16 protein-coding genes and 3 rRNA genes are annotated in these 25,353 nt (G+C 68.3%); 7 read left to right on the top strand and 12 right to left on the bottom strand.

Annotated features, from left to right (window positions below; genetic code table 11):
* Positions 1-45: 45 nt before the first annotated feature.
* The 6 genes from rrf to BJP65_RS11600 all read right to left on the bottom strand — a co-directional run bounded on the left by rrf (position 46) and on the right by BJP65_RS11600 (position 9,071).
* Positions 46-162 (bottom strand): 5S ribosomal RNA (gene rrf, locus BJP65_RS11625).
* A 101-nt stretch (positions 163-263) separates the two neighbouring features.
* Positions 264-3,375 (bottom strand): 23S ribosomal RNA (locus BJP65_RS11620).
* 425 nt (positions 3,376-3,800) lie between these two features.
* Positions 3,801-5,322 (bottom strand): 16S ribosomal RNA (locus BJP65_RS11615).
* The 16S, 23S and 5S rRNA genes sit together here, the layout of an rRNA operon.
* A gap of 535 nt (positions 5,323-5,857) precedes the next feature.
* Positions 5,858-7,198 carry a glycosyltransferase family 2 protein gene (locus tag BJP65_RS11610; protein WP_258027466.1) on the bottom strand — a complete coding sequence of 447 codons (1,341 nt, stop codon included), beginning with the start codon at positions 7,196-7,198 and terminating at the stop codon, positions 5,858-5,860.
* Positions 7,192-8,184 carry a hypothetical protein gene (locus tag BJP65_RS11605; RefSeq protein WP_083285834.1) on the bottom strand — a complete coding sequence of 331 codons (993 nt, stop codon included), beginning with the start codon at positions 8,182-8,184 and terminating at the stop codon, positions 7,192-7,194. The genes BJP65_RS11610 and BJP65_RS11605 overlap by 7 nt, the downstream gene beginning before the upstream one ends.
* On the bottom strand, positions 8,181-9,071 hold the full coding sequence (locus tag BJP65_RS11600) for a WcbI family polysaccharide biosynthesis putative acetyltransferase (protein WP_258027465.1): 891 nt from the start codon (positions 9,069-9,071) through the stop codon (positions 8,181-8,183). The genes BJP65_RS11605 and BJP65_RS11600 overlap by 4 nt, the downstream gene beginning before the upstream one ends.
* Positions 9,072-9,179: 108 nt before the next feature.
* On the opposite strand from BJP65_RS11600, the gene BJP65_RS11595 reads away from it, so the two are divergent.
* Genes BJP65_RS11595 through BJP65_RS11580 form a run of 4 tightly spaced genes read left to right on the top strand, consistent with a single transcriptional unit; the run spans position 9,180 to position 13,271 of the window.
* On the top strand, positions 9,180-10,328 hold the full coding sequence (locus BJP65_RS11595; protein ID WP_181015923.1) for a glycosyltransferase: 1,149 nt from the start codon (positions 9,180-9,182) through the stop codon (positions 10,326-10,328).
* A complete protein-coding gene (locus tag BJP65_RS11590; RefSeq protein WP_070409250.1) occupies positions 10,325-11,461 on the top strand; it encodes a glycosyltransferase in 1,137 nt (378 codons plus the stop codon). Before BJP65_RS11595 ends, BJP65_RS11590 begins: the two co-directional genes overlap by 4 nt.
* Positions 11,458-12,462, top strand: a complete 1,005-nt coding sequence (locus BJP65_RS11585) for a hypothetical protein (RefSeq protein ID WP_070409249.1) — start codon at positions 11,458-11,460, stop codon at positions 12,460-12,462. The genes BJP65_RS11590 and BJP65_RS11585 overlap by 4 nt, the downstream gene beginning before the upstream one ends.
* The gene (locus BJP65_RS11580) at positions 12,459-13,271 is read left to right on the top strand and encodes a galactosyltransferase-related protein (protein ID WP_070409248.1); all 813 of its coding nucleotides are present in this window, start codon (positions 12,459-12,461) and stop codon (positions 13,269-13,271) included. The genes BJP65_RS11585 and BJP65_RS11580 overlap by 4 nt, the downstream gene beginning before the upstream one ends.
* Positions 13,272-13,580: 309 nt before the next feature.
* On the opposite strand, the gene BJP65_RS11575 is transcribed toward BJP65_RS11580, so the two are convergent.
* The 4 genes from BJP65_RS11575 to BJP65_RS11560 are packed head-to-tail and all read right to left on the bottom strand — an operon-like array spanning position 13,581 to position 18,378.
* A complete protein-coding gene (locus BJP65_RS11575) occupies positions 13,581-15,263 on the bottom strand; it encodes an alpha-amylase family glycosyl hydrolase (RefSeq protein ID WP_070409247.1) in 1,683 nt (560 codons plus the stop codon).
* A 39-nt stretch (positions 15,264-15,302) separates the two neighbouring features.
* A complete protein-coding gene (locus tag BJP65_RS11570; protein WP_181015922.1) occupies positions 15,303-16,220 on the bottom strand; it encodes a carbohydrate ABC transporter permease in 918 nt (305 codons plus the stop codon).
* Positions 16,217-17,131 carry a carbohydrate ABC transporter permease gene (locus BJP65_RS11565; RefSeq protein WP_070409246.1) on the bottom strand — a complete coding sequence of 305 codons (915 nt, stop codon included), beginning with the start codon at positions 17,129-17,131 and terminating at the stop codon, positions 16,217-16,219. Before BJP65_RS11565 ends, BJP65_RS11570 begins: the two co-directional genes overlap by 4 nt.
* Positions 17,128-18,378, bottom strand: a complete 1,251-nt coding sequence (locus BJP65_RS11560; RefSeq protein ID WP_194716851.1) for an ABC transporter substrate-binding protein — start codon at positions 18,376-18,378, stop codon at positions 17,128-17,130. The genes BJP65_RS11565 and BJP65_RS11560 overlap by 4 nt, the downstream gene beginning before the upstream one ends.
* Before the next feature lie 176 nt (positions 18,379-18,554).
* Between BJP65_RS11560 and BJP65_RS11555 the strand changes: the two genes are divergently transcribed.
* Together BJP65_RS11555 and BJP65_RS11550 are read left to right on the top strand one after the other, a co-directional pair.
* On the top strand, positions 18,555-19,781 hold the full coding sequence (locus BJP65_RS11555; protein WP_070409244.1) for an ROK family protein: 1,227 nt from the start codon (positions 18,555-18,557) through the stop codon (positions 19,779-19,781).
* A 157-nt stretch (positions 19,782-19,938) separates the two neighbouring features.
* On the top strand, positions 19,939-21,228 hold the full coding sequence (locus BJP65_RS11550; RefSeq protein ID WP_070409243.1) for an alpha-amylase family protein: 1,290 nt from the start codon (positions 19,939-19,941) through the stop codon (positions 21,226-21,228).
* Positions 21,229-21,383: 155 nt separating this feature from the next.
* On the opposite strand, the gene BJP65_RS11545 is transcribed toward BJP65_RS11550, so the two are convergent.
* Positions 21,384-22,034 carry a response regulator gene (locus tag BJP65_RS11545; protein WP_070409242.1) on the bottom strand — a complete coding sequence of 217 codons (651 nt, stop codon included), beginning with the start codon at positions 22,032-22,034 and terminating at the stop codon, positions 21,384-21,386.
* Positions 22,031-23,644 carry an ATP-binding protein gene (locus BJP65_RS11540; RefSeq protein WP_181015921.1) on the bottom strand — a complete coding sequence of 538 codons (1,614 nt, stop codon included), beginning with the start codon at positions 23,642-23,644 and terminating at the stop codon, positions 22,031-22,033. The genes BJP65_RS11545 and BJP65_RS11540 overlap by 4 nt, the downstream gene beginning before the upstream one ends.
* Positions 23,645-23,801: 157 nt before the next feature.
* On the opposite strand from BJP65_RS11540, the gene BJP65_RS11535 reads away from it, so the two are divergent.
* Entirely contained in the window at positions 23,802-25,328 is a 1,527-nt protein-coding gene (locus BJP65_RS11535; RefSeq protein WP_055940633.1) for a CitMHS family transporter, read from the top strand.
* Positions 25,329-25,353: the final 25 nt, after the last annotated feature.

The raw sequence follows: 25,353 nt of genomic DNA, 5'->3' as shown, positions 1-25,353 counted from the left end.
GCGAAATGGCCACCCAACATTGGGTGGCCATTCCGACTAAAAGAAGTCCGGCGGTGTCCTACTCTCCCACAGGGTCCCCCCTGCAGTACCATCGGCGCTGAGAGGCTTAGCTTCCGGGTTCGGAATGTAACCGGGCGTTTCCCTCTCGCTATGGCCGCCGAAACACTATTGATGTTTCAAAAACCAACAACGACATCATCATTGTTGAGTTCCCGACCGTACATCGAGAACCACTCAGTGGACGCAAGCACCAAAAACGGTGTGTTATCAAGTCATCGGCTTATTAGTACCGGTCAGCTTCACGTATTGCTACGCTTCCACATCCGGCCTATCAACCCAGTAGTCTGGCTGGGAGCCTCTCGCCCCGAAGGGCATGGAAGTCTCATCTTGAGGCCGGCTTCCCGCTTAGATGCTTTCAGCGGTTATCCATCCCGAACGTAGCTAATCAGCGGTGCTCCTGGCGGAACAACTGACACACCAGAGGTTCGTCCAACCCGGTCCTCTCGTACTAGGGTCAGATCCTCTCAAACTTCCTACGCGCGCAGCGGATAGGGACCGAACTGTCTCACGACGTTCTAAACCCAGCTCGCGTACCGCTTTAATGGGCGAACAGCCCAACCCTTGGGACCTACTCCAGCCCCAGGATGCGACGAGCCGACATCGAGGTGCCAAACCATGCCGTCGATATGGACTCTTGGGCAAGATCAGCCTGTTATCCCCGAGGTACCTTTTATCCGTTGAGCGACAGCGCTTCCACAAGCCACTGCCGGATCACTAGTCCCGACTTTCGTCCCTGCTCGACCTGTCAGTCTCACAGTCAAGCTCCCTTGTGCACTTACACTCGCCACCTGATTGCCAACCAGGTTGAGGGAACCTTTGGGCGCCTCCGTTACATTTTGGGAGGCAACCGCCCCAGTTAAACTACCCACCAGGCACTGTCCCTGAACCGGATCACGGTCCTAAGTTAGATATCCAGAGTGACCAGAGTGGTATTTCAACAATGACTCCACACTCACTGGCGTGAATGCTTCACAGTCTCCCACCTATCCTACACAAGCCACACCGAACACCAATACCAAGCTGTAGTAAAGGTCACGGGGTCTTTCCGTCCTGCTGCGCGTAACGAGCATCTTTACTCGTAATGCAATTTCGCCGAGTTCGCGGTTGAGACAGTTGGGAAGTCGTTACGCCATTCGTGCAGGTCGGAACTTACCCGACAAGGAATTTCGCTACCTTAGGATGGTTATAGTTACCACCGCCGTTTACTGGGGCTTAAATTCTCAGCTTCGCCTTACGGCTAACCGGTCCTCTTAACCTTCCAGCACCGGGCAGGCGTCAGTCCGTATACATCGTCTTGCGACTTGGCACGGACCTGTGTTTTTAGTAAACAGTCGCTACCCACTAGTCTCTGCGGCCACCACACCCTTTCGGAGCAAGTCCTAATAAGTGGATGGCCCCCCTTCTCCCGAAGTTACGGGGGCATTTTGCCGAGTTCCTTAACCACGATTCTCTCGATCTCCTTGGTATTCTCTACCTGACCACCTGAGTCGGTTTGGGGTACGGGCGGCTTGAACCTCGCGTCGATGCTTTTCTTGGCAGCATAGGATCACCCACTTTTTATCCGCATCGTGTCTCAGCCTCAATGAGTGACGGATTTGCCTATCACTCGGCCTACGCACTTGCACCAGGACTACCATCGCCTGGCTTGGGCTACCTTCCTGCGTCACACCTGTTAATACGCTAGCCGCACCAGCATGGGGTCGAGCGTTCACACAGACGTCCATCACCCCGAAGGGATCCAAACAATTCTGAGCTAGGACTCTTAGCACCACTGGATTAACTTGGGCGGTTCTTCGCCGGTACGGGAATATCAACCCGTTGTCCATCGACTACGCCTGTCGGCCTCGCCTTAGGTCCCGACTTACCCAGGGAAGATTAGCTTGACCCTGGAACCCTTGGTCTTTCGGAGGACGTGTTTCTCACACGTCTTTCGCTACTCATGCCTGCATTCTCACTCGTGTGGCGTCCACGGCTGGGTCACCCCGCCGCTTCACTCGCCACACGACGCTCTCCTACCCATCAACACGGCTGGACCACGAAGGCCTACCAAAAATGCTAATGCCACAACTTCGGTGGCGTGCTTGAGCCCCGTTACATTGTCGGCGCGGAATCACTTGACCAGTGAGCTATTACGCACTCTTTCAAGGGTGGCTGCTTCTAAGCCAACCTCCTGGTTGTCAAAGCAACTCCACATCCTTTCCCACTTAGCACGCGCTTAGGGACCTTAGTTGGTGGTCTGGGTTGTTTCCCTCTCGACTATGAAGCTTATCCCCCACAGTCTCACTGCTGCGCTCTCACTTACCGGCATTCGGAGTTTGGCTGACGTCAGTAACCTTGTAGGGCCCATCGGCCATCCAGTAGCTCTACCTCCGGCAAGAAACACGCAACGCTGCACCTAAATGCATTTCGGAGAGAACCAGCTATCACGAAGTTTGATTGGCCTTTCACCCCTATCCACAGCTCATCCCCTCAGTTTTCAACCTAAGTGGGTTCGGTCCTCCACGACGTCTTACCGTCGCTTCAACCTGGCCATGGATAGATCACTTCGCTTCGGGTCTAGAACACGCGACTCAAACGCCCTATTCAGACTCGCTTTCGCTACGGCTACCCCACACGGGTTAACCTCGCCACGTATCACTAACTCGCAGGCTCATTCTTCAAAAGGCACGCTGTCACCCCTACTAAGGAGGCTCCAACGGTTTGTAAGCAAACGGTTTCAGGTACTATTTCACTCCCCTCCCGGGGTACTTTTCACCTTTCCCTCACGGTACTTGTCCGCTATCGGTCATCTGGGAGTATTTAGGCTTATCAGGTGGTCCTGACAGATTCACACGGGATTTCTCGGGCCCCGTGCTACTTGGGATACTTCTCACGCCAAGAACAGGCATTTCGACTACGGGGTTCGCACCCTCTATGACCGGCCATTCAAAACCGTTCGTCTATACCTACTTGTAACGTCGACTGCTCGGCAGAACAATCAGAAAAGTCCCGCAACCCCCAACGTGCAACACCTGCCGGCTATCACACACGCTAGGTTTAGCCTCTTCCGGTTTCGCTCGCCACTACTTACGGAATCGCTTTTGCTTTCTCTTCCTGTGGGTACTGAGATGTTTCACTTCCCCACGTTCCCTCTACCCGCCCTATATATTCAGGCGGGAGTCACCAGGTCGGCACGCCGCCCAGCGGGGTTTCCCCATTCGGACACCCTCGGATCAAAACTCGCTTATCAGTTCCCCGAGGCTTATCGCAGATTGCTACGTCCTTCTTCGGCTCCAGATGCCAAGGCATTCACCGTTTGCTCTTAAAGACTTGAAATCACATGAGTTGAATCGTCAAAAAATTGACTAATGATCTTTAAGATCATCTTCACGACACCATCCCGAAGGACAATGTCGAAGATGCTCGCGTCCACTGTGTAGTTCTCAAAGTACGGGCGGTACCCCACCCCAACCACCGGAACACCGGCGCCGAGACGAGGCCCACAAGGAAACAGCCACCAACCACCCCAGCCCGAAGACTGACGCAATCAGCGCCCGGTCCCTCAGGACCCAACAGCGTGCATGTGCAAAAAACTCCGACCCAGATCATTCCAATAGCAAGCTACGTACTAGACCCGGAAACATCGTCCCTCACACCTCATCAAATGTTCCACCCATGAGCTACCGGCAGACACATTCGGTCTGATCCGGCGCCTGGACACCACACGCTCCAAAGAACACGTGATGCCAGATGCTCCTTAGAAAGGAGGTGATCCAGCCGCACCTTCCGGTACGGCTACCTTGTTACGACTTAGTCCTAATTACCGATCCCACCTTCGACGGCTCCCTCCACAAGGGTTGGGCCACCGGCTTCAGGTGTTACCGACTTTCATGACTTGACGGGCGGTGTGTACAAGACCCGGGAACGTATTCACCGCAGCGTTGCTGATCTGCGATTACTAGCGACTCCGACTTCATGAGGTCGAGTTGCAGACCTCAATCCGAACTGGGACCGGCTTTTTGGGATTCGCTCCACCTCACGGTATTGCAGCCCTTTGTACCGGCCATTGTAGCATGCGTGAAGCCCAAGACATAAGGGGCATGATGATTTGACGTCATCCCCACCTTCCTCCGAGTTGACCCCGGCAGTATCCCATGAGTTCCCACCATTACGTGCTGGCAACATAGAACGAGGGTTGCGCTCGTTGCGGGACTTAACCCAACATCTCACGACACGAGCTGACGACAACCATGCACCACCTGTTTACGAGTGTCCAAAGAGTTGACCATTTCTGGCCCGTTCTCGTATATGTCAAGCCTTGGTAAGGTTCTTCGCGTTGCATCGAATTAATCCGCATGCTCCGCCGCTTGTGCGGGTCCCCGTCAATTCCTTTGAGTTTTAGCCTTGCGGCCGTACTCCCCAGGCGGGGAACTTAATGCGTTAGCTGCGTCACGGAAACCGTGGAATGGTCCCCACAACTAGTTCCCAACGTTTACGGGGTGGACTACCAGGGTATCTAAGCCTGTTTGCTCCCCACCCTTTCGCTCCTCAGCGTCAGTTACGGCCCAGAGATCTGCCTTCGCCATCGGTGTTCCTCCTGATATCTGCGCATTCCACCGCTACACCAGGAATTCCAATCTCCCCTACCGCACTCTAGTCTGCCCGTACCCACTGCAGACCCGAGGTTGAGCCTCGGGATTTCACAGCAGACGCGACAAACCGCCTACGAGCTCTTTACGCCCAATAATTCCGGATAACGCTTGCGCCCTACGTATTACCGCGGCTGCTGGCACGTAGTTAGCCGGCGCTTTTTCTGCAGGTACCGTCACTTTCGCTTCTTCCCTGCTAAAAGAGGTTTACAACCCGAAGGCCGTCATCCCTCACGCGGCGTTGCTGCATCAGGCTTCCGCCCATTGTGCAATATTCCCCACTGCTGCCTCCCGTAGGAGTCTGGGCCGTGTCTCAGTCCCAGTGTGGCCGGTCACCCTCTCAGGCCGGCTACCCGTCGACGCCTTGGTGAGCCATTACCTCACCAACAAGCTGATAGGCCGCGAGCCCATCCCAGACCGAAAAATCTTTCCAAACACGACCATGCGATCACGTCTCATATCCAGTATTAGACGCCGTTTCCAGCGCTTATCCCAGAGTCCAGGGCAGGTTGCTCACGTGTTACTCACCCGTTCGCCACTGATCCACCAAGCAAGCTTGGCTTCACCGTTCGACTTGCATGTGTTAAGCACGCCGCCAGCGTTCATCCTGAGCCAGGATCAAACTCTCCGTAAAAGAAAAATGCCCACCCAACCGGAATAAGGTCAAGGCAAGCGAGTTCAATCTGACCAAACAGGAAGTCAAAACTGACTATCCAGATGCCAACCCCCAAAAAGAGGATTGGACTTTGATCCAAAGGAATTCTCGCGATCCGAAGACCAACGAGGAATAAATTGGCATTTGACAAGTGCACGCTGTTGAGTTCTCAAGGAACGGACGCACCCACAGAAACAATCTCTCGACCTACCCGTGAGGCAATACGCCTAACACCACCGACACAACCACAACACCACGCCCGAAGACGACCAGTGAAGGATGTACACGCCGAGTGGCAGGATCCCAACCTTAGACCAGAGAACCGAAACTCTCAAGACCACAGATCAGGAAGTGGTTCGCTACATGAGGGGCTGCGGGGCCTTTCGGCCGCTCCGCTCTCCCCTGTGGGGCGAACAAGTAAAAGATTACGTGCCACCCGCCCCCTCAGCCAATCCAGCCACATCCCGGGCGTGTCGCACCCCCACACTCCCGGAAACACGCGGGTGTGGGCCGATCAGACGAAGCGGTCGACGCCGCCCCACCCGCCGACCCACGCCTCGAGGTGGGGCTCGTCCCTCGTCGGATGCACTCCGTCAGCCACCCGGGTGTCTCGGCGGAAGGCCGCCGACGTTCCCCATCGGTGGGTGCGCCGACGCGACCGACGCGACTCCGCGAGTCCGAATCGAACGCCCTCCGCGGTGACCAGGTCGAGCGAGCCGATCTCCCCGTCATCGAGCGATGCCACCGCGTCGATGAGGGTGGTGGCATCCAGGATCACCACCGCCCGGGTCAGGTGCAGGGTGATCCGCGCGTCGGGGGTGGAGGCGTCACCGGAGAAGAGCACGCGGGGATCGGCCGTCCATGCGTGCTCGCGCAGGGAAGAATCCACCGCCACGGACGCCTGCGGGAACGCCGCGAGGACGGAATCGACGCAGAGGAAGGCCGCCGACGGGGTGACCGCATCGGGCAGACGGACGAGGAGGTCGGGCACCGCGGGGAGAAGACCCCTCCCCCGTGACCCCCGCACCGGGATCTTCGCGGCGAGGACCTGCGTCTGGCGATTGCCCTCGGCCGCGCGGTCGCGGTCGTCGCGTGCGGCCCAGTCGGGACCGTCGTGCCAGGCCACGGCATCCGGGATGTGTGCGAGCACTGCGCCGGCCTGCCAAGCACGATGCGCCCACTCCCAGTCCTCGCCGCCATAGGAGGAGAACGACTCGTCGAATCCCCCGATCTCGTCGAAGATCGCGCGGGAACACGCGGCCACCGCGCTGATGACATACCGGTAGGAACGGTCGTCGGCGTGGAGGAGGTTCGCGGTGCGCGCATACGCCTCGACGAGCCACTCGGGTTCGGTCAGCTCCCGCGGCGGGGCGACCTCGGCGATCGGGAGGCCGGCGGGCACTTCGGACAGGTCGGCGTGACGACGGCGTCCGACGGTCACCGCGTCGGGGAGCAGAGCCGGGAGGCGCGACATCCGTCGGATGTACTCGGGCTCGGGCGTCGTGTCGGCGTCGAGGAAGCAGAGGACCTCACCCGTGGCGGCCGCGGCCCCCAGGTTGCGTGCGGCCGCGGCACGGAAACCCCGATCGTCCTGGCGGACGAGCCGAACGCCGCGGGGGACGACGGGCGACTCGGGCGAGCCGTCGTCGGCCACGATGATCTCGAGCCGGTCGGCGGGGTGGTCCTGCTGCTGCAGCGCCGCGAGGGTGCGGGCCAACTCCTGCGGCTGCGCGTAGTGCGTGACGATCACGCTGACCCGCGGCGGATCCGGCTCGCGATGCGACACCAGGTCCCACCGGTTGCCCGGAACCCACGGCATCCGATCGTTCCATCCGCCGTCGTCCGCGTTCACCACGACACGTCCGCCCACCAACGGCGGTAGGCCCGCGCGGCATCGGCGCGGCCGAACGGGACCGGGTCGACGCCGTGCCAGGTGCGGCCGGCATCGGCGCGCGCGGCCGCGACGGCCGAAGCGAGATGCTCGGGCTCGACGACGTCGAGCGTTCCGGGCCGGAGGGCGGCCATCTCGTCGACGTAGCGGTTGCGCACGGCGACCGGCCGGCGGCCCCACCCGATCCACGAGGCGAGAGACCCCGACGCCGACACGTGACGGTGCGCGATCACCGGGACCGCGACCCGCCGCGCCCGCGCGATCATGTCGGCGTCGTCGAGCCACCCGGTCACCTCGACGGTGACACCGGCGGCGGCCGCGGCGCGGACGAACGCGTCGAGGTCGGCCGCGTGGCCCTCGGACGCGCGCCCGAGCACGCTCAACCGCGTCAACCCCGAGGCGGCGGTCGCGGCGAGTGCCTCGTCGTGCCCCTTGCCGGGGTAGAAGTAGCCGAGGACGCCGACCGCGTCGTCGGAGGGAGCGGAGACCGAGGGCGGAACGCTCGCGACGGGGAGCGGCACGACCGTCACCGGACCGTCCCACACCCCCTCTTCCCGCAGGAGCTCCCGCTCGTGCGCACTGTTCACGGCGACGGCGCGCGCCGCCTCGCTCACGGATCGGTAGAACGCCCGACGCCGGGGACGGTTGCGCTCCCCGTCGGAGGCCTGCGGCACATCGTGCAGGGTCGCGGTCAGCGGATGCCGCCGGGCCAGAGCCTCGACGGTGCGCGTCGCCTCTTCGGGCGAAGCCCCCCAGAGCCGGTCGGTGATGTGCGCGTGCACCGGCGTGCCCGGGGCAAGGGAAGCCGCCTCGTCGGGCGTGATAACCCGCACCCCGGGGGCACCGCTCACGACTTCGGCGGCCATCTCGCGCGCGTACACGGCGACGCCGTGCGGCCCCGGGTGGGCGAGCAGCACCGGGAGGGTGGCATCCGGGATCGACGTCGTCATGCAGCCTCCGCCCACGTGCGCAGCAGCGGAGCCAGACGTTCCGCGACGGCGGCGAGCAGCGCGGGGCGCTCGGCGTAGTACGCGAGATGCGCCTCGCGCACGAGGGCGGCCGGCACCGTCTCGCCGTCGACGATCCAATCGGGCCGCGGGGCGGTGTCGAGATCCCACGCGTCGACGACCCAGCTCTCGAGCGGCGCACGGACGGCGGCGAGGATCGAGCGGCCCGGGTCGACCACCCGGCCGGGCGCCCCGAGTGCGGCGACGATGCGCTCCCCCAGGGGGAGGAAGAGCGCGTTCCCGGGATGATTCACCGTGCGGGCGAGGTCGTCGACCACCGGAGCGAAGAGATCGGATGCCGCGACGTCGAGCCCCCGGGCCTCGCGGCGCCGCAGTTCCGCGATCGAGGCGTCGGCGATCGCGCGGACCGTGGCGGCCGGCACGCTCGACGCGACCGGAGTACCCAAGGCCTCGGCGACGATCCGGACGTCGTGGTACGCGACGAGCGGCGGATCCTCGGGGAAGTCGGGGAGGCGCAGAACAGCCTGGAACGGGTGCAGTCCGGCGAAGCGCACGGCCGGGACCGTGACGGTGCGGGCTGCGGCGGGAAGAGCGGCGCGCAACTGGGCGGTACCCAGCGGAAGGCCGCGGTAGTCGTCGCGGATCGGCTGCGCGACCAGGAACGCGGCATCGGCGAGGAGGACGTGCAGGCGCCGGGCATCGTCGGCGGTGAGCTCGTGCACCGCGGGGACGCGCACGGCGGGAAGAACCTCGGACGAGATCACCAGCCGCAGTGACTCCGCCTGGCAATTGCCCACCACCAGGCCGAAACCGTCGGCCGGGGCCTTCTCGCCGTAGAACTCGGCGTAGTGGCGACGGCGCGCTATCACCGCGTCGCCGTGGTCCGCAAGGCTTCGCAGTCGCGCCCTCTCACCACCCATGATGTGAAGGTATCCGTCGGTGTCATCGTCGTCCCAACCGCCCCGTTGCATTGCGATGTGCCTGGCGATGCGGTACGCGCACCGTCACGCACGCAAGCACGAGGAGAACACGAGATCGTCGTCACCACCGTCCCCCCGGTCCGGGTCGCGGCCGTCCCCTCGGCCCACCCCTATGTCGCCGCCATCACCGACCGCGACCACGTGACGCTGCTGTCGGACCCGCCGCCGCCGGGAGCCCCCGCCGGCCAATGGTGGCCGCCGCAGGTGCTGCTGCCCTCGTGGCTCGAAGCGCACGCCGACGACTTCGACCTGGTGCACGTGCACTTCGGCATCGAGTCGTACAGCCCGGACGAACTGCGCGCGACGGTCGAGACGCTCCGTCGGATCGGGCGACCCCTCGTCTACACGGTGCACGACCTCGAGAACCCGCAGCTGAGCGAGCAGGACGCGCACCGGGCGTCGCTCGCCGTCCTCGCCGCGGGCGCCGACGCCCTCGTCACCCTCACCGACACGGCCGACGCCGAGGTGCGCGGGATCGTCCACCGACCGACGACGGTGATCGCCCACCCCACGCTGCTCGGCGACGCACCACGCCCCACCGGTCACGTCCACGACGTCGCCCGCATCGGCGTGCACCTGCGCGACCTCCGCCCCAACATCGATGGGGTGGGGACCACCGCGACCCTCGTCCGCGCCGTCGCCGCCCTGCGCGCGGAGGGCGCGCGGATCGAAGCCGTCGTGCGGATGAACGAGCGGGTGCGCGACGCCGAGGCGGCGGCATCCATCGACCTCCTCGTCCGTGATGCCGACGGTGTCAGCGTCGAGCGCGGAGCCCGTCTCGACGACGACGCCCTCGCCGAGTGGCTTGCCGACCTCGACGCGTGCGTACTGCCGTATCGACACGGCACCCAGTCGGGCTGGGCGGAGCTCTGCTACGACCTCGCCGTTCCGGTCGTCGGCACCCGCATCGGCCACATCGCCGCCCAGCATCCCGGCGACTTCCACGCCTTCGACGTCGGCGACCCGCTCTCGCTCGCACGCGCGATGGTGGAGGCCACGGCTCCGGCCTGGTCGACGCCGGGATCGACGTCGCGCGCGGCCGAGGTGGACCGGCGACGGGCCGAACGTCTCGCGGAACGGAGCGAGGTGCGTGCCGCGCACGTCGCCGTGTACCGCCGCGCACTCGACACGGAGGTGGCCGCATGATCCGCGGCGCACGGTCACTGCGGGTGCTCGTCGTCGCCCCGTCGCGCTACCCCCTGCGTCAGCCGCACGCCGGCGGACTGGAGGCGTGCGTCTGGGACCGCGTGCGCTGGCTGCGCGCGCGCGGGCACGAGGTGACCCTGTGCGCCGCCGAGGGCTCGGACTTCCTCGGTGACACGCCGGAGTTCTCGCTGCCCGCTCCCGCCTGGACGCGGCCGGAGGCGGCATCCGACACCGAGTACCCGGCCGGGTACGCGGCGGCCGTCGACACCGCCTTCGATGCGGCCCGCGACCGCCTCATCGCCGACCGCCACCTGTACGACGTCGTGGACAATCACAGCCTGCATCCCGCGCCCATCCGGTGGAGTCGAGAGGCGGAGATCCCGGTCGTCACGACCCTGCACACGCCGCCCCTGGAACACATGCTGGAGGCCGCGGCCGACGTGCGCGACAGCCCGCACCGTTTCATCGCCGTGAGCCAGGCGACCGCGCGCGCGTGGTCGGTCGAGGGGGTCGACGCCTTCGTCTTCCCCAACGGCATCGACACCGACCAGTGGACGCGCGGCGCCGGCGGACCGTCGTGGGTCTGGTCGGGGCGCGTCGTGCCCGAGAAGGCACCGCACCTGGCCATCGAGGCCGCCCGCTCGGCGAACGCCCACATCGTGCTCGCCGGCCGGATCGGGGACGTCGACTACTTCGAGCAGGAAGTCGTGCCCCGGCTCGGCGTGCACGCGCGCTACGTGGGCCCGCTGCATCAGCCCGACCTCTGCCGCCTCGTCGGATCGTCGGCCGTCGCCCTGGTCACGCCCATGTGGGAGGAGCCCTTCGGCCTCGTCATCGCCGAAGCGCTCGCCACCGGCACCCCCGTCGCGGCCTTCGACATCGGCGGGGTCTCCGAGGTGCTCGCGGGCATGCCCGGATCGGCGACGGTCATGCCCGGCGACGTCGTCGCGTTGGGCAAGGCCGCGGCCGAGCTCGCCGCGCAGGGCGCGCGCGAACCCCTCACCCGCGTCTGGACCCGCCGGGCGGCCGTGCGACAGCACTCGCTCACGGAGCGCTACCGCGAAGTGGAGCGGGTGCTCACCCACACCGCTCAGCCCGTCGCCGCGCGACGCGTGCCGGCGGTGTCGCGGTGATCGGCTGGTACGTCCACCACCACGGCTTCGGCCACGTCGCGCGTTTCCTCGCCGTGCACCCGCACCTGCGCACCCCCGTCGTGGCGTTCTCGTCGCTCGCCCGTCCCGCCGGACTCGCCCCCGAGACCCAGTGGGTCGTGCTCCCGCCGGACGCCGATGTGGTCGAGGCCGCCGACGGCACGGTGCTCGACCCGCGCGAGGCGGAACCGACCGCCCGGGGGAAGCTGCACTGGGCACCCCACGGGCACCCGGGACACCGCGCACGACTGGCCATGATCGCCTCCGCGGCGGTCGACCTCGATCTCGACGTCTTCGTCGTCGACGTCAGCGCGGAGGTCGTGGCCCTCGCGCGACTTCTGGGGCTCCGCACCGTCGCGGTGACCCAACCCGGCGCGCGCACCGACGCGCCCCACGCCCTCGCCTACGCCCTGGCCGATCGCATCGTGGCCCCCTGGGCGCACGGCGCGGTGCCCACCCCCGCCCTCGCCGAGCACGGCGACCGCGTGGTGTGGACCGGGGGCATCTCACGCTACGACGGACGCACCCCGCCCGAGTCCGCGACCGAGCGGTCAGTGCTGCTGCTCGGCCGTGTGCTCGAGCCGGAGGTCCGCGACGAGGCCACCGCACGTCTTTCCGCCCGCGGCTGGCGGGTCACCGCGATCGGGCACGACGAGGCCTCCCGCGTCGACGACCCCTGGCCGTTGCTGGCCGGCAGCACGGTGGTCGTGAGCGCCGCGGGCCAGAACAGCGTCGCCGACCTCGCGGCATCCGGAGCCCGCGCCGTCGTCATCGCGCAGGACCGCCCCTTCGACGAGCAGCGTGCGACCGCCGACGCCCTCGCCCGCTGGGGCCTCGCGCAGCGGGCGGACGACACCGTTTCGGCCTCCGACCTGGTCGATCTGGTCGAGCGGGCCGCTTCGACCGAACCGGACTGGTCGCGCTGGCAGGTCGCGGGCGCGGCCCACCGCATGGCCGCCGCCCTCGAGGCGGTGCGGCCGTGAGGACGGCGCTCATCACGGTCGCCTCAGCGGCGCGGCGCGAACACCTCGAGCGCCAGCGCCGCGTGATCGCCGAACTCGCCGACGACATCGTGCGCGTCGAGGCGTGGCTGGACGAGACGCCGCCGGACGGTGTCGCGGAGGCGGGGACGCTCACCGTGCTCGTGCCCCCGGGGCCGCACGGACTGCGGGTGGGCGAGGGGCGGAACCGCGCGGCGGACGCGGCGATCGCCGCCGGCGCCGAACTGCTGGTGTTCCTCGACGTGGACTGCCTGCCCGGGCCCGACCTGCTGCCCGCCTACCGCGCCGCCACCCGCGCGCACCCCGACGCGGTGCTCTGCGGAGCGGTGACCTACCTGTCGAGCGTGCAACGGCCGGAGAACCTCGACGACCTGCCCTTTCTCACCCGCCCGCACCGCGCCCGCCCGGCGCTCGGACCCGGCGAGACGCGGCGGGCCACCGACCGGGAGTACGACCTGTTCTGGTCGCTGTCGTTCGCCGTGACCCCGGCGACGTGGGACCGCATCGGCGGCTTCCACCCCGGGTACGAGGGGTACGGGGCCGAAGACACCGACCTCGCCTGGTCGGCTCGCGCTGCGGGCGTCGAGATGCAGTGGGTCGGCGGGGCGGACGCGTACCACCAGTGGCATCCGGTCTCTTCTCCCCCGTGGCAGCACCTCGACGACATCCTGCGCAACGGGGGCACGTTCTTCGAGCGGTGGGGAGCGTGGCCGATGGGGGGATGGCTCGACGCCTTCGCCGCCGCCGGGGCCATCGAGCGCCGCGGCGACGGCTGGGTGCGCGTGCGCTGAGCCGGGGCGTGACGGCGTTGAGTGTCCGGGACACGCCGCCCTCGCGCGGCGCGCTACGGCGTGTTATGGACACTCGACGGGTGTTTCGTCGACGCGGGGGGCGGGCGGACGACGGGCGTGCGGCCGTCGCGGGGCGGAGGGCGTGTGGCCGACGCGGGACGTGAGCGTGCGCTGAGCCGTTGAGTGTCCGGGACACGCCGCCCTCGTGCGGCGCATGACGGCGTGTTCTGGACACTCAACGGGTATCCGTGGCGCGGGGCGGAGGGCGCGGGAAAGCCCCGGCGCGGACGCCGGGGCTTTCGGGGCGGGTCAGGCGCCGCGGAGCCAGGCCGTGGTCTCGCCGGGCAGCGTTTCGCCGTCGAGCGCGACGCTGGCGAGCAGCACCTCGCCCGCGGGCAGCGCCGCGGGCTCGGTGCCGAAGTTCGTCACGACCGTCCAGCCGTTCGGGCGGGCGAACGCCACCACGTCGTCGCGACCCGTCTCGATCCACTCCATCTGCTCGTCGGTCTGCAGCTCGTGCCGCAGGTCGAGCGCGCGGCGGTAGAGCGACAGCGTCGAGGCCGGGTCGCCGTCCTGCAGGTCGACCGCGTACGTGCCGAACCACTCCGGCTGCGGAAGGTGCGCGCCCGCCGTACCGAACCCGAACGCCGGGCCGTGCTCGGTCCAGGGCAGGGGCACGCGGCATCCGTCACGGCCCTGATCGACGCCGGGGCTGCGGAAGAACGTCGGATCCTGACGGTCGGCGTCGGGGATCTCGGCGACCTCGTGCAAGCCCAGCTCCTCGCCCTGGTACAGGTACGCCGAGCCGGGAAGGCCCAGCACGAAGGCTGCGGCGGCGCGGGCGCGGCGCTCCCCGCGGCGCGAGTCGAGAGCCGGCGACTGCCCGCCGGAGAGCAACCACTCGTTGCCGTGCTTGAGGGTCGGACGCCCGTCGGCGGCGCGCTCGGCGTCGGGGAGTCCGTACCGCGTGGCGTGGCGGACGACGTCGTGGTTCGACAGCACCCACGTGGTGGACGACCCCGACTCCGCGGCCAGCGCGAGGTTGTCGGCGACGATGCGCCGGAACTGCGCGGGGTCGAAGTCGGCCTCGAGAAGGTCGAAGTTGAACGCCTGGCCGAGGCTGTCGGCGCTGGCGTACAGCGGCACGCGCGAGGGGTGCACCCACGCCTCGGCGACGGCGGTGCGCGGCGGGTCGTAGGAGTTGAAGACCGCGCGCCACTCGGCGTAGACCTCGTGCACGTCGTCGCGGTCGATCATCGGGTGGGTGCCGTCGTGCGGCAGTGCCTCGAGCTCGGCGCGCGAGCGCAGGGGCTCGCTGAGGTCCTTCGTGAGCATGTGCGCCACGTCGATGCGGAACCCGTCGACCCCGCGGTCGCTCCAGAAGCGCAGCGTCGTGACGAAGTCGGCGCGCACCTCGGGGTTCGCCCAGTTCAGGTCGGGCTGCGAGACGTCGAAGTTGTGCAGGTACCACTGCCCGTCGGCGACCCGCTCCCACGCCGACCCGCCGAAGAGCGACACCCAGTCGGTGGGCGGCTCGGCGCCGTCGACGCCCGACCCCTCGCGGAAGACGTAGCGCTCGCGCGCCGCCGAGCCCCGGCCCGCCGCCAGCGCCTCCTGGAACCAGACGTGTTTGTCGGAGGTGTGGTTGGGGACGATGTCGACGACCACCCGGATGCCGTGGGCGTGCAGCTGCCCGATGAGCTCGTCCATGTCGGCCAGGGTGCCCAGTCGCGGGTCCACGTCGCGGTAGTCGGCGACGTCGTACCCGCCATCGGCGAGGTCGGAGGGGTAGAAGGGGCTCAGCCAGACGGCATCCACCCCCAGCTCGGCGAGGTACGGCACGCGCGAGGTGATGCCGCGGATGTCGCCGAGGCCGTCGCCGTCGCTGTCGGCGAAGCTGCGGGGGTACACCTGGTACACCACCGCCTGACGCCACCAGTCGGGGGCGTCGGACAGCTCGCGGGTACGGGCGGAGGGGGATGCGGTCGTCACGGGGAGGGTTCCTTTCGAGGGGAGGGGAGGGGGAGGGTGTCAGCCCTTGACGGCGCCCTGGGTCACGCCCGCCATCACCCAGCGCTGGGTGAAGAGATAGGCGACGATCGCGGGGGCCATGGCCATGAGGTAGGACGCGAAGGCGACGTTGTAGTTGTTGCTGAACTGCGTCTGGAAGAGGTTCTGCCGCACCGGAAGGGTCTGCAGCGTCGGGTCGCTGATGATGAGCGAGGGCATCATGAAGTCGTTCCACGCGTAGAGGAAGGCGAAGATGCCGACCGTGGCGCTCATGGGAGCCAGCAGCGGGAAGATGAGCTGCCAGAAGGTCTGCCAGGTCGTCGCGCCATCGATCCGCGCGCTCTCTTCGAGTTCGAGCGGGATGGAACGCAGGAACGCGGTGAACAGCAGCACGCTGAAACTCAGTTGGAACATCGTGGCGAGGATGATCACGCCGAACGGGTTGTCGAGGCCCACCCGGCCGGTGAGCTGGATCTGCGGCAGGGCGACGACCGGGAACGGGATGAACATCGCCGCGAGCAGGTAGAAGAACGAGTAGCGGAAGAGCTTGCGCTCCCAGTTGCGGGCGATCGCGTACGAGGCGAAGGCGGCGAGGACGATGGTCGCCACCACCGTGCCGGCCGTGACGAGGAGCGAGATCGCGAGGCCCACGGGGAACTTCGTCAGCGTCCACGCCTGCACGAAGCCGTCGAAGCTGATCGGCGAGGGGAACGAGAACGCGTTGCCGTCGACGATCTGCGTGCCGCTCTTCAGCGCCATCGAGACGGTGACGTACAGCGGCAGCAGGACGGTGAGGGAGCAGAGCACCAGGATGGTCGTCGTCGACCAGTTGATGCGCTCCATGCCGACGCGACGGATGCGGCGCTTCTGAGGCCGGTCGGCGGGGACGGCGAGTTCGGCCTGCTCGAACGCGAGCGCGGGCTGGTTGAGAGCGGTCATGACAGGGTGTTCCTTCCCCGGGTCAGCGAGAGCTGCAGGAGCGAGATGACGATGGCCACGACGAAGAAGAGCGCCGCGTTCGCCATCTGGTACGCGTAGTCCCCGCCGTTGAAGCCGAGGATGATCGACATCGCGACGCTGCGGGTCGCGGTGCCGGGACCGCCACCGGTGAGGCCGACGATGATGTCGTAGGCGTTCAGGAAGCCCTTGAAGCCCAGGATGATGTTGATGACGACGTACCCCGCCACCAGCGGGAGCGTGATGCGCAGCAGCTGCTGGGTCTTGCTCGCCCCGTCGAGGCCCGCGGCCTCGTAGACGTCGCCGGGCACGGACAGCAGGCCCGCGATGTAGATCAGCAGCGTTCCGGGGATCGCCTGCCACGCGGTGACGATGACGATCGCGACCCACGCGAGGTCGGGGTTCGCCAGGAGCGAGGTCTCGAGCCACGGGATGCCGAGCGAGGCTCCGGCCTCGGGCACCGAGTTGCTGAAGAGGAAGTTGAAGACGTAGGCGATGATGATGCCCGAGATCACCATCGGGATGACGAAGACCGTGCGCAGCGCCTTCTTGAAGCGGATCTGCGAGGTCAGTCCCACCGCCAGCAGGAACGCCGCGATGTTGACGACGATCACCGTCGCGACCGAGAAACCGAAGGTGAACAGGTAGCTCTGCAGGATGGCCGGGTCGCTGAAGATCGCGATGTAGTTCGTCAGCCCGGTGAAGTTCCACTCGCCGAGGCCGATCGAGTCGGTGAAACTGAAGAAGATCCCGATGACGCCCGGCACCGTGATGGCGAGGGTGAACAGCACGAGGGTCGGCAGCAGGAACAGGTAGTAGATCGGTTCGACGCGGCGGCTGCTGCGCCGAGCGGTCGTCTTCCCGCCGGTCACGATCGTGGTGGTGGTGGTCATCGCGCGTCCTCCTCGACGGCTGCGTCGGTCGTGGACGCGGGCGGCTGACGGAACGCGAGGCGCGACCAGTCCTCGTCCATGGTGCGAAGCGTGGCCTCGGGCGAGGCGCCGAAGATCATCGCCTGGGCGTAGTTGAAGGTGGGGATGGTCTTGGGCACGAGCACCGAGGCGCCCTGGTAGATGCGGCCCTCGTCGTAGTACGGGATCATCCCCGCGACGCGGGGGTCGCTCGGCGACGGGGCGTCCTTCGTCGGCGCGAAGCCGAGCTGCGACTCGTTGTAGGCCTCGATGATCTCGGGCTGGTACAGGTACTCGAGGAAGTCGCGCGCGGCATCCTGGTGTCGGGAGGCCTCGGGGATGATCGCCGCGAGGTCCATGTTGACGCGGACGGCGAGGTCGTCGGGGTCGTCGGTCATCGGCAGGGGGAACGTGCCGACCGCCAGGTCGGGCGCGGTCTTCGCGATCTCACCCAGCGCCCACGGGCCCTGCAGGTACATCGCGGCCTCACCCTGGGCGAACGCGAGGTTGCCGTCGCCGTAGGCCCGGCTCTCGGCATCCGGATTCGTGTAGTTCTGGGCGAGCTGCATCATGCGGTCCATCGGCTCGGTGAAGTCCTTGGCGAACGAGACCTGCGACTCGGGCCCCACCTCGGCGCCCTCCGCGGCGAGGCCGTCGAAGAAGTCGAGGACGTCGAGCGAGCCGCCGACGGAGTAGTCGTACCAGCCCTGCGCCACGGTCCAGTCGTCTTTGAAGGTGCCGTAGAACGGCGTGATGCCGTTGGCTTTCAGGGTGTCGGCGACCGCGAGGAGCTCGTCGTAGGTGGTGGGGACCGACAGACCCAGCTGCTCGAACATCTGCGTGTTGTAGATGACGGATGCCGCCATCACCGAGTACGGGAGCGCGCTGGTGCGCCCCGCGCAGGAGCCGTACTGGTCGAGCAGCGGCTGCAGGTCGTCGCGCACGCTGGCCGCCGCCTCGGTACCGCCGAGATCGCTCAGCGCGCAGCGCTGCACGAAGCGGGCGACCTCGTAGTTGTAGTTGGCCAGCATGATGTCGGGCGGGTTGCCGCGTACGAAGCTCGCCGACACGACGTCGACACCCGAGCTGTCCATCTCGACGCGCACGCGATCCTGCGAGGCGTTGTACTCGGCGACCACGTCGTTCATGAACGACAGCGCCTCGCGCTTGCTGAAGGTGAATCGAATGGTCTCGCGGCCGTCGGAGGAGCAGCCGGCCAGCATCGCCATCCCGAGCACCCCCACCGTCGCCGCGGCGACCCATCGTCGGCCCGCTCTGGTCTTCGTCGACACGTGTTCCTCCTTCGCTGCACTGCGAATATGTTGTCCCGTCGAGTAAATCTACTCGTCAAATCAATGTCGTGCAGGCAGTATTGCAGCAGAACGAAAGGGGGTCAAGAGTGTCGATGGATGCCATCACGACGACGCCGTCGCTGCGTCGCCACAACCTCGATGCGGTCCTGGGCTACGTCTGGGACGCCGACGCCTTCACCGCGAGCGACGTCATTCAGGCCGTGGGCGTGACGCGCTCCACCGCCATCGACGTGCTCGACGAACTGACCGCCCGCGGCCTGCTCACCGAGATGCCGAACGCCCGAGCGGTGGGCGAATACTCCAAGGGCCGACCGGCCCGACGCTTCGCCTTCGACCCCGGCGCGGGCCTGGTCGTCGGCGTCGACGCCGGCCGGGGCCACCTCACCGCCACCGTGGCCGACCTGCGCGGACGAGCGCTCGCCACCTCGCGGCTGACCGTCGACCCCGAGCTCGATTCGCCCGAGCGACGCCGGCGCGCGGCCGAGGCGACGGTGGACGCCGCCCTCACCCGCGCACGACGCGCGCGCACCGAGATCATCGGACTGTGCGTCGGTGTGCCCGCCCCCGTCGCCCGCTCGGGGCGCTCGCCCGTGCACCACGACGGCTTCTGGGCGCGCATGAACCCCGACTTCATCGACAGCTTCGCCGCGTGGGCGCCCGTGGTGCGCGTCGAGAACGACGCCACCCTCGCTGCCGTCGCCGAGCGCACGCACGGAGCCGCGATCGGCAGCGACGACTTCGTCGCCCTTCTCGCCGGCGAGCGTTTCGGCGCCGGCATCAGCGTCGACGGACGCCTGCTGCGCGGCGCGCACGGCGGAGCGGGCGAGACCGTGGCGTTCGATCGCGTGGACGGGGTCGGCAGCGCCTGGGGCCTCGCACCGCGGTGCGTCGACGCGGCGCGCGAGGCCCTGGCCTCGGGATCCCTCCCCCGCGACAGCGCGCTGCGCGACATCGACCCCGACACCCTCGACGCCAAGACCGTGCTCGACCTCGCCGCCGCCGGCGACGCGGGTGCCCTCGGCGTCGCGCGGGCGGTGGGCCCGGCGCTCGCCGGGGTGGCGGCGGTGTTCGGCAGCCTGTTCGACGTGGAGCGCGTGGTGGTCTCGGGCGCGATCGCCGCCGGAGCCGGACCCATCATCGACGCGGCCATCGGCGCCCTGCCCGCGTCGCTGCACCTGCCGGCCCCGCGCATCGTCGCCTCGACCCTCGGGGCGGACATCGTGTCGATCGGGGCCGTGGCCGCGGCCGTGGAGACGGCCCGCGCGCACGCGCTCGACCTCGACGCCTTCGCCCTGCCCGCCGATCGCGCGCGGGCGTGACGGGGAGACCCTCGGGGGAAGAGAGGGTGGCGGGCCGCGGCATCCGAAGCCGACGCCGACCGCACGACGAGAGGTCGGGCGGCGGCAAGCCCCCTCGCCGGATCCGACGCTGCGGATAGCGTCGGGACCGTCTCATTCCCGATCGAGAGGAAACCGGATGCCCGCGTGGCCCGAGCACGTCTTCTGGTGGCACGTCTACCCGCTGGGATTCGTCGGCGCTCCCATCCGCGACGACGTCGACCCGGATGCCGAACCCGCACACCGCCTCGACCGCTTCGAGCCGTGGCTCGACCACGTCATCGAGCTGGGGCTGAACGGCTTGCTGCTCGGCCCGGTGTTCGCGTCGGAGACGCACGGCTACGACACCGTCGATCACTTCCGCATCGATCCCCGCCTCGGCGACGACGAGGACTTCGACCGTCTCGTGTCGGCGGCGCGGGAGCGCGGCATCCGGATCCTGCTCGACGGCGTCTTCAATCACGTCGGCCGCGGGCACCCGGCGTTCCGCGCCTTCGCCGACGGCGGCGACGACCCGGGGCTGTTCCGCGCTCGTCGCGTCGACGGCCGGGTCGAGGCCGACGTCTTCGAGGGGCACGACGCGCTCGTGGCGCTGGACCACTCCTCGGAGGCCGTGGCCGATCTCGTCGTGGAGGTCATGTGCCATTGGCTGGAGCGGGGCATCGACGGCTGGCGATTGGATGCCGCCTACGCGGTACCCCCGGAGTTCTGGGCCCGGGTGCTCCCTCGCGTGCGCGAGCGGTTCCCCGAGGTGTGGGTGGTCGGCGAGGTCATCCACGGCGACGGCGCCGAAATCGTTCGCGCCTCGAGCATGGACGCGCTCACCCAGTACGAGTTGTGGCAGGGCGTCTGGCACGGGATCTCGGACCGCAACCTGTTCGAACTGAGCCACGCGATCGAGCGTCACGACGAGCTGCTGGCGACCTTCGTGCCCCAGACCTTCGTCGGCAACCACGACGTCACGCGCATCGCCTCGGCGGTGGGCCCCGACCTCGTGCCCCACGCCCTCGCGGTGCTGTTCACCGTCGCCGGCACGCCGTCGGTCTACGCCGGCGACGAGTTCGGATGGACCGGGGTGAAAGAGCAACGCCTCGGGGGCGACGATGCGGTGCGGCCCGAGTTCCCCGCCGATCCGGGCGAGGTCGACGCCGACGTGCGGATCCTGCAGGCGCACCAGGAGCTCATCGCCCTGCGGCGGCGGAAGCCGTGGCTCTGGCGCGCCCACACCGACGTCATCGAGGTGACGAACACCGCCGTCGCACTGCGGACGGCCGTGGACGACGACGCCGTGGTGGTGGCGCTGAACATCGGCGACGAGCCGGTGACCCTGCCGGTCGCCGACGGGCGGACGGTGGTCGCCGGCGAGGGCACCCCGGCCGACGGGCGGCTCGAGCTGGGCCCGCGCGGGTGGGCGGTGCTGGAGGCCTGAGTCGGCGGCATCCACCTCGTTTCCGCCGGGCATGTCCCGAAATGTGCGAGTTCGGCGGGCTGGAGCTGCACGAAGTGGGACATGCGAGGTGGCGACGGCGACGCAGCAGCAGCGGCGGCGACGTGGCAACGACGACGCAGCGGCGACGGCGCCGCTCAGGCGCCGACGCGGAAGCGGTGCTCGGGGCGGCCCGTCGAGCCGTACCGGAGGCTCACCTGCACCAGGCCGCGCTCGGCCAGGGCCGTCAGGTGCCGCTGCGCGGTCGCACGCGAGACGCCGATGCGCTCGGCCACCTCGCTCGCCGAGGCCTCGTCGGCGCCCAGAGCCGCCAGCACGGTCTGCTCGGTCGCCGAGCGGGCGAGCGACGGCCCCTCGCGCTCCCCGCGCATCACGGATGCCGCGCGGTCGATGTCGTCCTGCGACAGCGGCCGCGAGTTGGAGAGCAGGTTGCGGTACCGGGCGTAGCGGTCGAGACGCTCGGCCAGCACGCGCGTGTCGAAGGGTTTGACGAGGAAGGCCAGCGCCCCGGCGGTGAACGCGCGGCGGACGGTCGCGGCATCGGTCGCCGCGGACAGCACGAACGCGTCGACGCCGACCGAGCGCACGAGGTCGACACCGTCGCCGTCGGGCAGGTACACGTCGGCCAGCAGCAGGTCGGGCTGGTGCGAGGCGACCGCGGCGCGGGCCTCGCCGACCGTCCGCGCCGGCTCCAGGGCGACGAAGCCCGGGCGGGCCGCGACGGCGTCGCGGTGCAACCCCGCCACACGGAAGTCGTCGTCGACGACCAGGACGCGGATGTCGGTCATTCGTTCTCTCCTCGCAGGACTCCCGGCAAGCGGGCGGCCACGACGGCACCGTGGCCGTCACCACCCGGGTCGACCACCCACACCTCGCCCTCGCGACGGCGGGCGAACTCGCGCGAGAGCGGCAGCCCGATCCCGAGGCCGTGCACCGCGGTCGGGTCGTCGTCGCGCTCGCGGGGGGCGAAGACGGCATCGACGTCGGCGATGCCCCCACCCGTGTCGGCCACGGTCATCACGATGGCGTCGCCGTCGCCCAGCACGGCGACCTCGACTCCGCGCGGCGCGGGGGCCGAGGCCGCGGCGGTCACCGCGTTGTCGACGAGGTTGCCGAGCACGGCCACGACGTCTTCGACGTCGTCGACGGTGCCCCGCAGGAACGTGTCGTCGGAGACCCTCAACGTCACCCCGCGTTCGCGCGCGGCGAGCGCCTTCGCCCCGAGGAAGGACTGCAGCATCGCGTCGCCGACGAGGTCGATCCCCGGCACCGCCCAGTCGACCGAACCGCGGTCGACGAGGTCGGCGAGGAAGGCGCGGGCCTCGGCCGTACGCTCCGCATCCAGCAGGCCCACCGCCGCGTGCAGACGGTTGGCGTTCTCGTGCCGCTGCACGCGCAGGGCGTCGCCCATCGCCCGGACGCTGTCGAGACGCCCCGACAGCGCGGCGACGTCGGTACGGTCACGCAGAACCGCGACGCGCCCGAGCGTGCGCGCACCGCGGCGGACAGGGCGCACGTCGATGAAGACGACCCGGCCGCCGACGGGCAGCCCCGTGCTCGCGCCGGTGCCGGCCAGGGCGGTGGCGACGGCGGGCGCGAGGGCGAGGGCGGAGAGGGGGCGGCCGACGGCATCCGTGATCCCGAGCAGGCGTTCGGCCGCGGCGGTGCAGACCCGCACGACCCCCGCGTCGTCGAGCGCGAGCACTCCCTCGTCGGCGCCCTCGAGCACGGCGGTCTGGGTCTGCACGAGGGCGACGAGCTCCTCGGGCTGCACCCCGAGCGTCAGTCGCTCGAGCCGGCGGCGCATGAGCAGCGCGACGGCCGCGCCGATGGCGACGGCCAGCAGCACCGCGACCGCGATGCCGACGAGGAGGGCGGGGAGATCGTCGAAGACGCTCGCCCGCTCGAACCCGACGCTCACCTCGCCGACCGGGGCACCGCCGGCGGGCGGATAGACGGGGACCTTGGCGCGGGCGGACTCCCCCAGGGTGCCGACCTCCCACGTCACGACCTCGCGGCCCGCGAGCGCGTCGGTGAAGCTCGTGCTCACCACCTCGCCGAGGCGGTCCGGATCGGGGTGGGCCAGACGGATGCCGTGATCGTCGGTGATCACGACGAACAGGCCTTCGGTGCGGGCGGTGACGTCGGCGGCGTACCGCTGGAGGACACCGTCGCGGAGGGTCGCGGCGACCGGCGTGCCGGGGTCGGCGGAGTACTCGGCGACGAGGTCGCGCACCTGGGGCGACTCGGCGACCGAGCGCGCGATGTTCAGCGCCGAGGAGTCGGCCTCGGCTCTCAGCTGCTGCACGCCGAGCCACGCGAACACCGCGGTGCACACCGCGACCACGGCGACCTGCGTGGCGACCTGCACGACGAGCATCCGGGTGGCGAATCGCATACGCACCTCCGGGCTCGTGCTGCGCGAAATGCGCAGAACACACGGTACGCGCATAACCCGCCGCAATGCGAGCAAGCGCGCGCCCGGGGGCACGGCATCCGTAGTGTCGCCGGATCGAGAGCGCGAGAGCCGCGCCCGTCACGACGAAGGAGTCGCGATGACCCCCCTGATCCTTGCGGCCGAAGCGGCCGAGTACCCGGTGGCCTATACGCCCGCCGACGGGGTGCTCGTGGCCCTCGGCTTCCTCATGGTCCTGTCGTTCATGGCGCTGATCATGACGCGGCGCCTGACCCCCATGGTCGCCCTCATCGTGGTTCCCACGGTCTTCGGCCTCATCGCCGGCGCGGGCCTGGGCCTCGGCGACATGGTCATCGACGCGATCAGCACGATGGCGCCCACCGCGGCCCTGCTGATGTTCGCGATCATGTACTTCGGCATCATGATCGACGTGGGGCTCTTCGACCCGCTGATCCGCGTGATCACGCGCGTGCTGGGCGACGATCCGGCCAAGATCGTGCTCGGCACCGCGATCCTCGCCGCCGCCGTGTCGCTCGACGGCGACGGGTCGACCACCTTCATCATCACCACCTCGGCGATGCTGCCGCTGTACCTGCGGCTGGGCATGAGCCCCGTCGTGCTCACCTGCGTCGCGGGACTCATGAACGGCACGATGAACATCGTGCCGTGGGGTGGCCCGACCGTGCGCGCCGCGACCGCCCTGGGCCTGCAGCCCACCGACGTGTTCGTGCCCATGATCCCCTCGTTGATCGCGGGCCTGGTCGTCGCGCTCGCCTTCGCGTGGTTCCTCGGTCTGTCCGAGCGCAAGCGTCTCGCGGGCTCGGTCGACACCTCGAAGCTCGACGCCCCCGGTGGATTCGGTCGCCTCGGCGCCCCGAAGATCTTCCGCGGCGCGGAGCACAAGCCCGGCGCGGTCGCGTCGCTGCGCACCGGCAACATCGTCACCGTCCGCGGCGGGCGCGACGCCGTCGCCGCGACCCAGCTCGTCGACACCGCCGACACCGCGATGGCCGACACCATGCTCGATCCGAACCGCGCGACCCTGCGCCCGAAGCTCATCTGGTTCAACCTCGCGCTGACGGCCGCCGTCATGGTGCTGCTGGTGATGGACCTGTTCCCGCTCGCGTTCGTCTTCATGGTCGGAGCCGCGGTCGCCCTGATCGTCAACTTCCCTAAGCTCCGCTCGCAGGCCGACGAGATCGTCGCCCACGCGCCCAGCATCGTCGGCGTCGTGTCGATGGTGCTCGCCGCCGGCGTGCTCGTCGGCGTGCTCAACGGCACGGGCATGGTCACCGCGATGGCATCGTGGATCACCGAGGTGATCCCGACGTCGATGGGCCCGTTCCTCGCCGTCATCACCGGGGTGCTGTCGATCCCGTTCACGTTCTTCATGTCGAACGACGCGTTCTACTTCGGCATTCTGCCCGTGCTCGCCGAGAGCGCCGCGAACTACGGCATCGCCCCGGTCGAGATGGCGCGCGCCTCGATCACCGGCCAGCCCGTGCACCTGCAGAGCCCGCTGGTTCCCGCCATCCTGCTGCTCGTCTCGCTCGCCGGCGTCAACCTCGGCGACCACCACAAGAAGGTGCTGTGGCGCGCGACGATCGTCTCGCTCGTCATGCTCGGCGTCGGCGTGCTGGTGGGCGCGGTGCCGCTGCTGGGCTGAGACCGCGTGCTCGAACGAAGACCCC

Origin of the sequence: Microbacterium sp. BH-3-3-3, assembly GCF_001792815.1 — a bacterium.
Classification (GTDB): domain Bacteria; phylum Actinomycetota; class Actinomycetes; order Actinomycetales; family Microbacteriaceae; genus Microbacterium.
This window is presented reverse-complemented; position numbering and strand designations above follow the sequence as displayed.